The sequence below is a fragment of the Humibacter sp. RRB41 genome (assembly GCF_022761015.1).
Taxonomy (GTDB): Bacteria; Actinomycetota; Actinomycetes; order Actinomycetales; family Microbacteriaceae; genus Humibacter.
Genome location: NZ_JAKWJQ010000009.1, coordinates 53,718 through 67,213 on the forward strand (window position 1 = coordinate 53,718; position 13,496 = coordinate 67,213).

Annotated in this window: 12 protein-coding genes, 1 tRNA gene and 1 pseudogene; 7 read left to right on the forward strand and 7 right to left on the reverse strand. The window is 66.4% G+C overall.

Annotated features, from left to right (window positions below; translation table 11 throughout):
- Nucleotides 1-102 precede the first annotated feature (102 nt).
- The 3 genes from MJ603_RS17820 to MJ603_RS18830 are packed head-to-tail and all read left to right on the forward strand — an operon-like array spanning nt 103 to nt 4,057.
- Nucleotides 103-1,152 (forward strand): hydroxyacid dehydrogenase, encoded by a 1,050-nt coding sequence (locus tag MJ603_RS17820; protein WP_243065108.1) that lies wholly within the window; start codon nt 103-105, stop codon nt 1,150-1,152.
- Entirely contained in the window at nt 1,149-1,967 is an 819-nt protein-coding gene (locus MJ603_RS17825) for an alpha/beta hydrolase (protein WP_243065109.1), read from the forward strand. The genes MJ603_RS17820 and MJ603_RS17825 overlap by 4 nt, the downstream gene beginning before the upstream one ends.
- The gene (locus tag MJ603_RS18830; protein WP_243065110.1) at nt 1,964-4,057 is read left to right on the forward strand and encodes a beta-galactosidase trimerization domain-containing protein; all 2,094 of its coding nucleotides are present in this window, start codon (nt 1,964-1,966) and stop codon (nt 4,055-4,057) included. Before MJ603_RS17825 ends, MJ603_RS18830 begins: the two co-directional genes overlap by 4 nt.
- A 449-nt stretch (nt 4,058-4,506) precedes the next feature.
- Here MJ603_RS18830 and MJ603_RS17835 read toward each other — a convergent pair whose 3' ends face one another.
- The 3 genes from MJ603_RS17835 to MJ603_RS17845 are packed head-to-tail and all read right to left on the reverse strand — an operon-like array spanning nt 4,507 to nt 6,990.
- Nucleotides 4,507-5,211 (reverse strand): DUF998 domain-containing protein, encoded by a 705-nt coding sequence (locus MJ603_RS17835; RefSeq protein WP_243065111.1) that lies wholly within the window; start codon nt 5,209-5,211, stop codon nt 4,507-4,509.
- The gene (locus MJ603_RS17840) at nt 5,208-6,413 is read right to left on the reverse strand and encodes an NAD(P)/FAD-dependent oxidoreductase (RefSeq protein WP_243065112.1); all 1,206 of its coding nucleotides are present in this window, start codon (nt 6,411-6,413) and stop codon (nt 5,208-5,210) included. Before MJ603_RS17840 ends, MJ603_RS17835 begins: the two co-directional genes overlap by 4 nt.
- A complete protein-coding gene (locus MJ603_RS17845; protein ID WP_279239577.1) occupies nt 6,400-6,990 on the reverse strand; it encodes a PadR family transcriptional regulator in 591 nt (196 codons plus the stop codon). Before MJ603_RS17845 ends, MJ603_RS17840 begins: the two co-directional genes overlap by 14 nt.
- A gap of 265 nt (nt 6,991-7,255) precedes the next feature.
- On the opposite strand from MJ603_RS17845, the pseudogene MJ603_RS18895 reads away from it, so the two are divergent.
- A pseudogene (locus MJ603_RS18895) lies at nt 7,256-7,495 on the forward strand (tyrosine-type recombinase/integrase); the annotation flags it as partial.
- 165 nt (nt 7,496-7,660) lie between these two features.
- Here MJ603_RS18895 and MJ603_RS17850 read toward each other — a convergent pair.
- Both MJ603_RS17850 and MJ603_RS17855 read right to left on the reverse strand, forming a co-directional pair.
- Nucleotides 7,661-7,749, reverse strand: a tRNA-Ser gene (locus tag MJ603_RS17850).
- Nucleotides 7,750-7,835: 86 nt separating this feature from the next.
- Nucleotides 7,836-9,116, reverse strand: coding sequence for an LCP family protein (locus tag MJ603_RS17855; protein ID WP_243065113.1), 1,281 nt, complete (start codon nt 9,114-9,116; stop codon nt 7,836-7,838).
- 251 nt (nt 9,117-9,367) lie between these two features.
- On the opposite strand from MJ603_RS17855, the gene MJ603_RS17860 reads away from it, so the two are divergent.
- On the forward strand, nt 9,368-10,219 hold the full coding sequence (locus tag MJ603_RS17860) for a patatin-like phospholipase family protein (protein ID WP_243065114.1): 852 nt from the start codon (nt 9,368-9,370) through the stop codon (nt 10,217-10,219).
- Between the two features lie 17 nt (nt 10,220-10,236).
- On the opposite strand, the gene MJ603_RS17865 is transcribed toward MJ603_RS17860, so the two are convergent.
- Nucleotides 10,237-11,088: an alpha/beta fold hydrolase gene (locus MJ603_RS17865; RefSeq protein ID WP_243065115.1), complete on the reverse strand. Its 852-nt coding sequence runs from the start codon at nt 11,086-11,088 to the stop codon at nt 10,237-10,239.
- Between the two features lie 126 nt (nt 11,089-11,214).
- Here MJ603_RS17865 and MJ603_RS17870 point away from each other — a divergent pair, with 126 nt between their 5' ends.
- Entirely contained in the window at nt 11,215-11,808 is a 594-nt protein-coding gene (locus tag MJ603_RS17870) for a hypothetical protein (RefSeq protein WP_243065116.1), read from the forward strand.
- A 16-nt stretch (nt 11,809-11,824) separates the two neighbouring features.
- On the opposite strand, the gene MJ603_RS17875 is transcribed toward MJ603_RS17870, so the two are convergent.
- The gene (locus MJ603_RS17875; RefSeq protein ID WP_243065117.1) at nt 11,825-12,403 is read right to left on the reverse strand and encodes a TetR/AcrR family transcriptional regulator; all 579 of its coding nucleotides are present in this window, start codon (nt 12,401-12,403) and stop codon (nt 11,825-11,827) included.
- 115 nt (nt 12,404-12,518) lie between these two features.
- Between MJ603_RS17875 and MJ603_RS17880 the strand changes: the two genes are divergently transcribed.
- Nucleotides 12,519-13,439 carry an aldo/keto reductase gene (locus MJ603_RS17880; protein ID WP_243065118.1) on the forward strand — a complete coding sequence of 307 codons (921 nt, stop codon included), beginning with the start codon at nt 12,519-12,521 and terminating at the stop codon, nt 13,437-13,439.
- Nucleotides 13,440-13,496 lie beyond the last annotated feature (57 nt).

Here is a 13,496-nt window from a genome sequence, read left to right on the forward strand (position 1 = left end):
CGCTCGGATCGGGTCGCTCAGTTGCGCTCCATTGCATTTGTAACTAGTTTCAATGCGGCGGGTACAACTCCGCAGACGACAACACCGATCGATGAGGTTTCAATGACGAGCGCTCCGGGAAGCACGACGTCGGCGGCATCCGCCTTCGCCGGCGCACCAAGGTCGACGATCGACTTCGCCATGACCATGAGCCCGCCTGAGCTCGCTGAACACCTCTTCGGCAACGGTCTCGAGGCGTTGCGCATCGACGGGGTGAGGCCGTTGCAGACGATCCCGTTCACCGGTCTCGACCACCCGGACGCCCGCCACGCGCTCGAACACGCCGAGGTGCTGATCGCTGCGTGGGGGGCACCTGGCCTCAGCGACGCCGACCTCGATCACGCGCCACGCTTGCGCTACCTGCTCTACGCAGGCGGTCAAGGGTCGACACTGCTGCCTCAGAGCGCACGCGAGCGAGGCATCCAAGTCTCGAATGCCGGATGGTTGAACGCGATCCCTGTCGCGGAATTCACCGTCGCGATGATCGTGCTCGCGAACAAACAGACCTTCGGGGCGCGCCACCTCTATCGCGACCGCCGGGCGCCGATCGACCGAGAACTCGAGTTCCCGCACGCGGGCAACCGCGAGAAGGTCGTCGGCGTCGTAGCCGCCTCGCGCATCGGCCGCATCGTGATCGAACGACTCAGAGACCTCGATCTCCGCGTGCAGGTGTACGACCCGTACTTGTCGGCCACCGACGCGCAGCGCCTGGGGGTGCAACGCGTCGGCCTCGACGAACTGATGCGCACGAGCGATGTCGTCACGCTGCATCCACCGCTCAATGCGTCGACCGAAGGCATGATCACCGCCAAGCTGTTGGCACAGCTGCGCGACGGCGCAACGCTGATCAACACCTCGCGCGGTGGAATCGTCGACCAGGATGCACTGCTCGCCCAGTTGCGCACCGGTCGCATCGAGGCGATCCTCGATGTCACCACCCCCGAGGTGCTGCCACACGACCACGAACTCTTCACCATGCCCAACGTCTTTCTCACTCCGCACATCTCCGGCTCGATGGGCACGGAGATTCGTCGGCTCGGCGACCACGTTGCCACGGAGCTGGAGCGCATCGTGCAGGGCCGACCGCTCGCCTTTCCCGAGGTTCTTCCGTGACCGAGTCGCCCGAGTTGTACGTCGAGGAGCACGCTCCCATTGGTGGACGGCGTGGCACGATCATCGCCGTGCCGGGCCTCGCCGAGTCGGCCGGCACCCTGCGCATCACGGCACAGCACTGGGCCGAAAGCGGGTTCCGCGTACTGTCGGTCGACCCGCGTGGCCACGGGCTCTCGCCCCGGTGGACGCCCGAGCTGCTATTGCGGCATCCGGGCGACGTGATCGTCGACGACCTGATCGACACGCTCACCCCTCTGCTCGAGGGCGATCCGCTCGTCTTCTTCGGCCACTCCGCGGGCGGCTCCGTGGCGGCCGCGGCCGCCGCCGCTGAGCCGTCGGGCCTCGCCGGGGTGCTGCTGGAAGATCCGTTCTGGCGCCTTCCCGTGACACCGCACCAAGACAGGCAGGTCGCGGTCGACGCGGCCGCATCACTCGAACGGCAACAGGCGATGACGGATGCCGAGCGCCGCGCCGAGATCACGGCCCGGTTCCCGAGATGGCCGCTCGATGAGCTCGAGGAGTGGTCTCTGGCGAAGCAACGCATGGATGTCTCGCTCGTGCTGAACGGCGACGTCATCCCGACGCGCGCCTGGACGACCCTCCTTTCTGACCTGGCCGAGGCATCCGTGCCGGTGCGCATCGTGACCGGAACGCTCGCCATCGGCATCACGGCCGACCACCGCGCCATCGCGCGCTCGCTCGGCGCCGACGTCACCGTGGTCGATGGCGCGTCGCACTTCATCCGCCGGGATGCCCGCGACCGGTTCCACACGATCGCGAACGACTTTTTCGACCGTGTGGTGCCGGCGCCGTGAACGCGAGCGAGTCGACGTCGGAGCACGCCGAGCGTCCGTTCATCAGCATGTGGTTCGGCAACTTCTTCGAGCCGTTCTATTCCGACGCGGATGCCGTGCGCCGCGGCATCCGCGACATCGCCGGCCTGGGGTTCACCTCCATCAACCTGGATTCCAAACCGTGGGAGGACCTCTTCGCCCGCTACCGCGGCGAGACCGCGAGCCAGTACGTCGGTATGCAGGAACTGATGATGGCCGAGGCCGCCCGCCACGGCATGGACTACACGTGTCTCGCGCTGTACCTCTGTGGAGACAATCTGTACCCGGGCATCCGCGACGTGCCGCCGGTGCGCGGCGAGCAGTCCGTGCGGCCAGATGGCACACCGATGGGCACGTACAAGTACTGGTCGCCGGTTGCGCAGGCGACGATGGTCGAGCACGTTCGGGGTCTGCTGCGCCTCTATGGCGACGGCATGCGGCGCTCCCCCGATGGACGCGTCATCATGCAGACGATGTTCGATCCGATCCCGAAGCCCAGCTTCGATGCCGAGGGACGCTCGCACTACCTCTGGTGGTTGTCTGCACGCTACGAGGGCGACGTCGATCGCGTCAACGAGCGATACGGCATCTGCGCTGCGACCTTCGACGACCTGCTCCCGGCCCAGTACTGGCTGCGACCCGACGAACTCGACTGGGTCGGATGCGCTCTGCCGACCGCCGCTGACGTCACCGAGCGTACCGCGGACTGGCATCGCTGGGTCGACAATCAGACCTACCTCGGTGAGGTCATGGTCGAGTACTTCGCAACGATGCGGGAGCACTGGAGGGCGAGCGAGCCCGAGCTCTTCGTCGAGCCGGTGCTTCATCAATGGGGATACTTCTTCAACCCGCCTGGTCAGCGCGACTGGCAGACCGGGCAGCGAGCGCTGGATGTCTACCGCGTGGCGAAGCATGTCGACAGTGCGCTCTTCATCACCGCACCGCTCAATGCCGAGAACCGACCGGACGCATCCGTGCTCAGTGTCGAAACCTCGATCGCCCGCACGGCCAATGAGGGACGGGCGTTCACCGGGGGCCTCTACCTCGGGCGCCACCTCAACGAGGATGTTTATCGCACCGTTCCGCCCGCCGAGGCGATCGCGACCCACGTGGCCGGCGGCGCACGACGGCTCCACGTGTACGGCTACAGCGGCCTCGACGACGGTGGCGTGCTGTTCCGCATGGATGCCGTCTTCAAGGACTCGCTGCGGACCGGAACCGCGTGGGCTGCCCAAGTTATGCCGCTGCTTCAGCAGCCTCGCATTCGCGAGGTCGCACTGCTCTTCCCTGCGTCGATGAGCTTCTACGAGCCACTCGAGCTCGACGAGGGCGGACGCCACAGGATGGACCTGCTCGGCTGGTACCAGCAACTGACCGACCTCGGATGGCACGTCGACATCGTGCATCCCGATCAAGTGGTCGCCGGTGCGCTCCACGACTACCGACACCTCGTGGTACCCACCGACAGCCTCTACGACGTGGGCGAAACCGCCGACCTCGAGACAGCGGTACGCGCATTCGCCGAAAGCGGTGGCACCGTCATGCACGGGTCGAACAGCGGCCTCGCCAAGGGCGCCTTCGACATCACGGACGAACCGGCGCCGTTCGACTGCGTCAGGTGGCGTGAGGATCTCATTCCACATGGCTGGTCGACCTCGGCCTTTGCGTCGGAAGGCGAGGTGCTCGGCAGCTATATCGAATCCGGCCGCCCCGGCATCCTGCGCACCCGGGTCGGGCGAGGAAGCGTGCTCTCCATCGGCTTCGAGTACGGCTACGCCTATTCACGACGAACGATGCCGATCGTGCCGCCGGCATACGGACGAGGCGAGATGCATCCACTCGTACTCCTCGAGCAGACCCCTGTGGATGTCGAAATCGGCACGTCACCGTCTGCGCCGATGCGCCCGATGCGTGGCGTCGAGTTCGCGCACTTCGGCGACCGTGGGGTCATCGTGAATCACCGTGCTTCGCCGGTGGATGTCAGTGCCATCTCGGCTCGGCGGCGCATCCCTCTCGTACCCTCCGCACCGGGATGGCTCGCTGCTCACTCCGCCGAGTACATCGAGTTCTGAGCGCAGCGTTTCTGTGGCGGCATCCGATCCTAAGACGGGGCCGAATCTCGTCTGGCGAGCGGCACAGACGTTTCCTCTGATCAGGTATTTTGCAGAGACGGAGGGAATTGAGCCCTCGGTCCCCTGCGGGGAGTCCACCTTAGCGGGCCGGCGACGCATGCAGTTGGTGCAGGAATCGTGCGATCCTTCATCTGAAACACGTCTGATTCGGCATTGTCCGCCCACGCTAGGACCCCTACGGGACCCTCGACTGCACGCTCGCGGTCAGCGGCCGACGCGATTTTCCAGTAGCCGGGGTGACGCCGCTCGTGAGCATAAGCGACGATCTAGACGTCGTTGTCGATCCGAAGATAGACGATGTCGAACGGGAACCGGGGACGCTCCGCGAGTAAACCTGCGGCGATCGGCGGCAGTCGCGGTACAAGCCCCAACTGACCGAGGGATCGAGGCTAGGGGACGAGCTCATCAACGTTTTCGGATGGCGAGAACCTGGCTCCGCTCGCGGTGCGAAACGCTATCCATCCCAATGTGGCGTACCAGAACATGATTTCGGTCACGAGGAGGCGCTCGGTGACTCCGGCGATTCCGGTGAGTTGTCCGGCCGCGGTTGGCGTGAAGGTTGAGAAGAACAGGATCGTCAAGGCGATCGTGAGAGGCACGGCGATGATGAGCCAGGTGCCGATGCGCTTCAAGCGGACTGTCCGGCGTAACGCGATTCCGGTGAGCGCGAAGGCGAACACGGACGTGAGGAAGAGTCCGAAGCCGAGGAAGTGCAGGAAGGTGTTCTGGAAGGTGAATATCCCATCGGTGATACTGCCGATGCCCGGGAGCAGCCACAGCGCGAAGCACCACCGGCGCATGCTGCCGCTCGGGATGTCGTCCCTGAGTACCCGGAAGATGCCGATGGCTCCGAGGATCAGGAGCACACCAGTGATGATGAATGCGACGTTCATGTAAGGCGCGGTGTTACCGACGCCCAGGGCGCTGACCTGCGCCTGAATAGGCGAGTAGTGCGAGACGTGCACTCCCCACAGGGTGTACCCGGTGCTGACAAAGCCCAACGTAAACCAGGCGAGAGTAAAGAGCATCGGGCCAGCGACCGCGGCAAGCGGCAGATACGAGCGGGTTGCTGGCTGTGCTTCCGGGTTCGTCATCGTGCACTTATATCTGCTGGGGTGTTCCAGTCCACGTGGTAGGCGAACTGGCGGATGGCGGCTTTGTTGTTGGCGGTGAGTTTCATGATCGGGGGGAGGACGAGGTCTCGGATCTTGGCGGCGAACAGGCCGGAGGCTTTGTTGCTGTTGATCCGGGCCGCCCACTTGATGATCGGTTCGACGCGAGCGCGGCGTTGGGTCACGAAGACATCGAGAGCCGACGTGTAATCCGGAATGTCCCGTAGGCACTTCGCCAGCACCAGGGCATCTTCGATCGACAACGATGCCCCCTGCCCCGATGTCGGTGAGGGAGCGTGGGCGGCGTCACCGATCACGACGCTTCGGCCACGGTGCCAGTTCGGCAGGTGGGCCAGGGTGTGGATCGGGCTCAACGGTATCGGCGTTTCGGTGGCCTGAATCAGTGCCGCAGCCGGCCCTGCATCGCCCTCGAACAGGTCGATCAGCTGGCGTCGCAGGTCGTCGTCCGACATCTCGAGCGCACCAGGGGCAGGTTCCTCGCCTCGGGGAATGTTGGCGAACCACCACACTGAGCGGTCGGGGGCGAGGGCATAGCCGAAGAACGCGCGCTTGCCGAAGATCATCTCGTAGCTGCCCGGCTCGGTGTCGACCGGCACCTCCTGCACGTAACCACCTGTGGTGAGCAGGCCCGAGTACGCGGGCTTTCGCGCGTGCGGGTCGATCAGGTTCCGGACCGTGGAGTGCACACCGTCGCAGCCGATCAGAACATCGCCTTCTGCCGTCGTACCGTCGGCGAAGCGGGCCTGTACGCCGGTTGGGGTCTCGTTGATGCCGACTAAACGGCGCCCGTACTCGACGGCGATTCCTCGTTCCGCGGCGGCGTCGTGCATGCCCTGGTACAGATCCGGGCGGGTGATGGTCTGGCTTGTCGTTCCGTCCCGAAGTTTGACTCCGGTGAGGGTCCGGCCCAGGAATCTTCCGGTGCTGCTGCGAAGCACGATCGCGGGTGTGGTGAACGCCGGGGCGAGCACATCCTGTGCTCCGAGCACGTCGAGGGCGTCCACCCCGTTCGACGCCACCGTCAAGAAGGCCCCCACACCGCCGGCCTGACTCGGGTACGCCTCGAACAACGCCGAGTCGATCCCCGCCTTCTGCAATGCCAGCGCCATCGCCGGCCCCGCGATCCCAGCGCCGATGATCAGCGCCTTCCTAACGGTGGGCATCGTCATCTCCTGGCTGCTGAGAACGGGACTGCGCGAGATGGGCTGCCCATGGGCCGGCCCAGCCCGTCTCGGGAGCGGTGATGTCCTCAATGAGACCCGCGATGAACCCCAGCTCGGCGTCCATCAATGCCAGCCGGTACTTTTCGTCGACCAAGAACAACGGCGGCAGTCCGGCCGCGAGAGCCTTCTCCATTGAATCCCTGTCCTCGGCCTGGACTTCTTCAACCCGGCCTCGACGCTCCTCCAGCAGACGAACCGCATCGTCGGGTTCGAGCGCGCCGATCAACGACAGCGCCAACGCGAACTGGGGATACTCGTGCGCAGGGTCGGCGATCAGACTGCGCAACCACTCCCGACACTCAGCACGGCCCTCGTCGGTCAACGCATAGACGATACGTTCGGGGTAGGCACCCGTGCGCAACGTCTCATGCTCAACGATGAACCCCGCCTTCTCCAGTTGCTCCACCACCATGTAGACGGTGGCGGGCGTGAACTTCACGCTCCGACCATCGTCGTTCGCCGTCAACGTGCGGACCAGGTCATAACGGTGCATCGGACGCGTTGTCAGATACGACATCACCGGCAACGCCAACGGATTCGACACCCTCCGCTTCACCACGAAGACGCTCCAACCTCAACGGACCAATGAACCATATGATCGATTATGACTAGTTAATCCTGAATAGTCAATTCTGATCCCCGGCTGACTGTTCCCCCGAACGGCTTCAGTAGGTCACGCTCGACCATCTTCCTTTCGCTCGGGAGGACGATCTTGCCGCCGATAACACCGTGATCGGGCTTCATGGCGAACGGGCCGTGCCGCTCAGCGACCGGCGCGCGAAATCGCACGCGAAGGGGTAGCAGACAAGCGGCCCGAACGCTACCTCTTCACGAGCCCGGCCGGGAGGCAGCTGCACATGAACCTCTACCGTCGCTTCACGAAGTGGTCGGTCACAGCGCCGCGCAAGCGCCCGCACATACTGCGCCACTACTGCGCCACCCATTGGCTGCGCGCAGGCATTCCGATCAATCAGGTCACGGAGGGGCTGGGTGACGACCCGCGGACGGTGCTCAAGGTCTACGCGCACGTTCTGGGCGAGCGGGAAACGATCGAGGGGCTGCGCCGCCTCAACGAGCTGGCGTCGGGACCGCCACAGGACCCTCGTGCCATACCTGAGAACGCGAGCGAGAGAGGCGAAGGCCGGCGAGATGGCGTCAAAACAGCTCTTGACCTGGTATTTCTTGAGCGGAGACGGAGGGATTTGAACCCTCGGTCCCCTTGCGGGGACTCCACCTTAGCAGGGTGGTGCACTCGGCCGGACTATGCGACGTCTCCAGCGTGCCCGCCTGGCGGACACACGCCCACCATCATAACGGACCGAAGGAGGCTCTTCGAACCCGGCAAGGCAGGAGCGCGGAGCGCTAACCAGCGCCGTTCGAACAGGTCTGCGTCGCGGCCGTCTGACCGTGCACATTGTCACTCAATGCCACCGGGGTGGAAGTCGGTGCCGGAGTCGCCGTTGCGGTGCTCTTCTTGGCCTTCTTGTCGCTCGCCGATGGCGTGCTGGTCGCGGATGGCTGCGCCGCAGGCTGATCGGTCGACGTCACCGAACCGTCACCGGTGCCGCCCGTGATCTGCACGTACTGGTCGTCGATGATCGCCTGATCGAGGGTCTGTGCGGCCGTATCGTCGGGGATGACCCAGTTCGTGTTATCCGGATTCTCAACGACCGGGTACTGCACGAACGCTATGTTGCTCCAGCTGAGACCCTTGAGGGCCGTGGCGATCTGATAGAGCGTCGTCACGTTCAGGTTGTCGGACAAAGAGACGTTGCTGGTCGTCGCCTTCGCGAGCCCCCACACCTTCGCCGGATTGGTCAGCGTGCCGTTGCTCATGATGGTGCGCACCAGCGACGACAGGAAGACCTGCTGGTTGCTGATGCGCGACAGGTCCGAGCCGTCGACCAAGCCGTGACGGGTGCGCAGGAACTCCGCGGCATCCTGACCCTTGAGTGTCACGTTGCCCGCCGGAAGAACCAGGCTCGTGTCGGGATCGTTGATACCGTCGCCGCCGATGCAGACCTGCACGCCGCCGACCGCGTTCGACATCGCGACCACGCCTTCGAACGTGATCAGCGCCGCGAACGGAATCTTGATGCCGGTCAGCTGCGTGACAGTGTCGGCCACACAACTCATGCCGCCCTCGGAGAGCGTGCTGTTGAACTGCGCCGCATCCTGCGCCGAGCTGTTGCCGCAGGCAGGAACGGGAACCGTCATGTCGCGCGGAAAGCTGACGACGATGGCGTGCGTGTGATCCGACGAGAGGTGCAGAAGCATCGTCACGTCGTTGTTGCCCGCCCCCGCGCTGTCGTCGAGCGAGCCCCAGGAATCGCCCTGACCGCTGCGGGTGTCGGATGCCGCGACCAGGATGTTCACGCCACCCTTGAGCGCCGCGATGTTCGGGATGGCTTGCGCGGCCTCACCGCTCAGGTGGAACGACTTCTTGGAATCGCTTACCAGGTTCGCGGCCGCGACGCCCGCGATGCCGAGCACACTCACCACAGCGACAACGGCCACCGACGCCACGACCTTGCCGAACGTGGCCCACGGATGCGCGTGCAGACGGCCGTGCCTGGCGATGCCCCGCGGCGCCCGCTCACTGCGGGCGGCAGCGCGGGTGTGCCTGGTTCCGTGATCCGTCACGCGCGCCGCCTTCCATCTCGTCAGGGCCGATTCGAGTCGTACCCGCCTGCGAATCGGATGCCCGGCGCGGCGCTCGATTCGTGTGTCGTGGTGGTGCTGGGGCATCAGGCCCGCATTCCAGGCTAAACGACCTCTCTATGCGAAACCCCGCAAGACCTGGGCAAAACCTGAAAGCCGTGGCACGTCACGACTCGCCGCGACGGGGTCGGACGCTCCGAGTAGCGTCATTTCGACAGATGAAGGAGTCGCGAATGTCCGATGCAGTGGTGTTCGCCGGCGGAGGGGTCGCCGGCATCGCATGGGAGCTCGGCGTGGTCGCCGGGTTGATGGAGTCGAGCAGGCAACTGGCATCCCTGATCCGGGACCCGCAGACACGCTACATCGGCACGTCGGCCGGCTCGGCGGTCGCGACACAGCTTGCCGGCGGCCTGGATGTCGATGCCCTCTATGCAGCGCAGCTCTCGTCGGAGACTGCCGAGTTCGACCCGAAGGTCGACGTGGCGAAGCTCTGGGAATCGCTGTCCGCGCTCGACGAGCCCGGACTCACCCAGGAGCAGCGACTCCAGAACGTCGGCGCCTTCGCCCTGGCCGCGGCGACCGTGACGGAACCGGAGCGGCTCGTGTCGATCCGGGCCAGACTGCCGCACCTGGACTGGCCGGAGAGGTCGCTGACCATCACTGCGGTGGATGCCGCGAGCGGCGCCTTCGTCACCTTCGACCGCGACTCCGACGTCGATCTGCTTCTCGCGGTGGCGGCGAGCTGCGCCGTGCCGGGGGTGTGGCCGCCCGTGACGATCGGCGACCGCAAATACGTCGACGGCGGCGTGCGCACCTCGGCCAACGCGGACCTCGCAGAGGGCAGCGAGCGCGTGCTGATCATCACACCGTCTGCGGCGGATGCCCCGGAAAGACTGGGATCGGTGTCGCAAGCAGAGCTCGCCGCTCTCGGCGACGCACAAGTGGCTATCGTGCCGGCCGATGCCGCATCGATCGCGGCGTTCGGCGCGAACCCGCTCGATCCGGCGACCCGACCCGAGTCGGCGCTCGCGGGCCGCGAGGTCGGCCGGCGCGAGGCATCCCGGGTCGCCGCCCTGTTGGCGTAATGCCTCGCTTCGCTCGCTCAGGGAAGTGGGGCGAGGTCGCGGAGCCAGTCGAGGGCTACCGGGAGCGCCTGAAGCACGGCGACGTGGCCGTCGGCAGGGCGCAGCCAGAGCTGCGCTGCCGGCAGGTTCGCCGCGAGCCACTCGCCGTGCGCACGCGGGATGACGCGATCGCGACCGCCCTGCACGACGAGCACGGGGCATCCGATCGCCGCGATCTCGACGTCCCACGGCCGAGTGAACGCCACATCGTCGTCGATCTCGCCCCACGGCACGCCGCCATCGGCCGTGGCGAGCGTCGAGGCGCGGTTCGCGTCGGCGCCGAGCGAGGACCACGCGCCATCGAGGGCCTTCCAGTCCACGTCGACGAACACGGTCTCGTCGAACTCCGCCGTCTCGCCGTAGATCCTGCGGGCCTCGCGTCCGTTCAGCGCCGACTCGAGACCGCCCGGCGAGGCCATTCCCGCGAACCAGGGGTAGGCATCCGTGTAGGGAGCGATCCCTGCGAACGTCACGACGCCGAAGACCCGCGGATCGAGCACGGCGCATGCGAGTGCGTGCGGTCCGCCACCGGATGCCCCGACCGTCGCGTACCGCTCCAGTCCGAGGGCGTCGGCCACGGCGACGACGTCGGCCGCGGCATCCGCCACCGTGCGACCGGGTAGCACCGTCGTTCCGGGGTACCCGGCGCGTGCGCATGAGACGACACGGATGCCCCGCGCGGCCGCCGCGTCGACCACCGGCGGCAGCAGGCTTCCGGTTTGCGGCGTTCCGTGGTGCCAGACGATCGCGAGGTCGCCGCTGTCGACGCCGGTGTCCCAGGTTCGCACCACACGGCCGTTCGGCAGCTCGATATCTTGTTCGGTCGCCATCGGGACTCCGTTCGGTCTGGCCATCGCCCTTCGACTCGCTTCGCTCGCTCAGGGAACTGGGGTCCACGGTAGCCCACGGCGGCGGCGCGTCCCCGGTACCTTTTAACGTCGGCGAAAGGAGGCGCGGTGGCCTGGTTCAACTGGCGGCGCCGCCGCATCCTGACGCCCTACAACGATGCGGCCATCAACGAGCGGCCGACGGCCACGGTGGAGCAGTCCGTGGCCGAAGGACTGATGATCGCGGAGTACGCGGTGCGCATGCGTCTCAAGAACGACATCGCGATCGGTGCGATCGTGTCGCCGGATGCCTACGACGCGCGCTCGTATCTGCCGCAGGCTTCCGCCGCGTTCACGGAGCTCGCCGACGAGTCTGAGCAGGCATCCGACCGGCTCACCGAGGAGCTGGCGAACACGATCGGACGCTCAGGCAAGGCGCAGCACGTGCACGACTACCGGCGCGGAGATGAGGCGAACGTGCGGCACCGGCTCATGGTGTCGACCGAGGCCGCGAGCCTGCTTCGGCAGAAGGCCGCCGAAGAGGACTACCTGCTGGGGCTCATCGAGCAGGCGCGACAGGATGCCTGGCACGAGGTCAGCGCATCGCTGGTCGACCACGCCCTGCTGTACTCGCCGGGCGCGCAGCCGCGCCTGGACCCGGTCGACCGAGACATCGAGTTGGCCGGTCTGCGCGCCGAGCTCGAGGCACTGACCGAGGCGTAGGGCGCCCGGCTGATCCCTATGCCCTTGGCCGTAGGCCGTCGACCAGCAGGTCGAGCAGCCGACTGATACGACTCTGATCCTTCGCGTCGCGAGTGGCGACGAAAATGCCGACGAGCATGTCGGTGACGTCTGCAGCTGTGACGTCGGCGCGGATCGTGCCGTCGGCGGCGCCGGCCGCGAGCAGCTTGCCGATCGTTCCGCTGATGCGTTCGCGGGTATCCGACATGCGGAGCGTCCCCGACGACCATGCGGCACGCAGGGCATTCGGCATCCCCTGCTTGGTGGCGACGAAGTGCGAGTACGTGTCCATCCAGAGGCGCAAGGCGTCGAAGCCGGTGTGCTCGGCGAGGAGCGCGTCGGCTGCGTTCGCCACGTCATCCAGCTCGGAGACGTAGAGCGTCTCGACGAGCGCTTCTCGTGTCGGGAAGTGACGGTAGAGCGTGCCGATGCCCACGCCCGCAGCGCGGGCGATGCTCTCGAGCGATACGGAGGTGTCGTCATCGGCCGCAGCGAACGCCTCCCGCGCCGTCGCCAGCAGCAGGGTGCGGTTGCGCGCGGCGTCGGCACGCATGCGCGGTGCTTCGGTGGTAGACATCCGGAGGACCCTCCGTTACGCTCAATGAATCGGAGAGTCCTCCGCTTATGGCATCCATAATACGACGCGAGGTGCTCGGGCGCGGAACTCGATTCAAGAGAGAAGGCACGCCCCCATGACGATGCAGAACACACCAGGTGGAACAGTCACGATCGCGCGGCGCGACGTCGCGCGCATCGGCTACGGCGCCATGCAGCTGGAGCGGCTGTCGCATGATCCGGATGCTGCAGCGTCCGTGCTGCGTCACGCTCTCGACCACGGCGTCGACCACATCGACACCGCCGAGTTCTACCGCAACGGGTTCGTGAACTCGGTGATCCGCTCCGTTGCCGGCGTGCGGAACGACGTCTTCGTCGCGACGAAGATCGGAGCGACCCCGAACCCCGGCGGACCTCTCCCCCTTCGCGCCGCTCAACGGCCGGAGCAACTGCGCGCGAGCGTAGAGGACAATCTGCGGTCGCTGGGCACGGACATCCTCGACCTCGTGTACCTGCGACGCATGGATGTCGGCCCCGGCCTCCGACCCGAAGGCGACCAGATCGTGCCGATGGACGACCAGCTCGCGACCTTGACCGCCCTGCGCGACGAGGGCAAGATCGCCGCGCTCGGCATCAGCGCCGTGGATGCCGACGGCGTGCGCCACGCGCTCCCGGCCGGCATCACGGCGGTGCAGAACGCCTACAGCCTGGTCGACAGGCAGTTCGAGGGCATGCTCGAGTTGTGCTCGGCCGAGGGCGTCGCGTGGGTCCCGTACTTCCCTCTCGGCGGAGCGTTCCCCGGGCTGGCGAAGGTCACCGAGCAGCCCGCTGTGCTGGATGCCGCCACCCGCCTCGGCGCCACTCCTTCGCAGATCGGACTCGCGTGGCTGCTGCAACACTCCCCCGACATCGCGCTGATCCCCGGGACTGCGAGCATCGAGCACCTCGACGAGAACCTCGCGGTCGCATCCATCGAGCTGGACGCGGAGACGCTGGCCACGCTCGACGTGCTCGAGCCGGTGGGTGCCGGCGAGATCCAGTGGGCGACCGAGGTGTAGCAGTCGCGGAGTTGCCATTCGCGGAGCAGCGGTCGCGCTGCGCAGTCGCGGGGCACG

Excerpts from the sequence above, each read along its gene's own strand:
- MJ603_RS17820 (WP_243065108.1), top strand. The coding sequence starts at position 103 with ATGACGAGCGCTCCGGGAAGCACGACGTCGGCGGCATCCGCCTTCGCC.
- MJ603_RS17835 (WP_243065111.1), bottom strand. The coding sequence starts at position 5,211 with ATGACGAACCCGGAAGCACAGCCAGCAACCCGCTCGTATCTGCCGCTT.
- MJ603_RS17840 (WP_243065112.1), bottom strand. The coding sequence starts at position 6,413 with ATGCCCACCGTTAGGAAGGCGCTGATCATCGGCGCTGGGATCGCGGGG.
- MJ603_RS17845 (WP_279239577.1), bottom strand. The coding sequence starts at position 6,990 with ATGTCGTATCTGACAACGCGTCCGATGCACCGTTATGACCTGGTCCGC.
- MJ603_RS17860 (WP_243065114.1), top strand. The coding sequence starts at position 9,368 with ATGTCCGATGCAGTGGTGTTCGCCGGCGGAGGGGTCGCCGGCATCGCA.
- MJ603_RS17865 (WP_243065115.1), bottom strand. The coding sequence starts at position 11,088 with ATGGCGACCGAACAAGATATCGAGCTGCCGAACGGCCGTGTGGTGCGA.
- MJ603_RS17875 (WP_243065117.1), bottom strand. The coding sequence starts at position 12,403 with ATGTCTACCACCGAAGCACCGCGCATGCGTGCCGACGCCGCGCGCAAC.
- MJ603_RS17880 (WP_243065118.1), top strand. The coding sequence starts at position 12,519 with ATGACGATGCAGAACACACCAGGTGGAACAGTCACGATCGCGCGGCGC.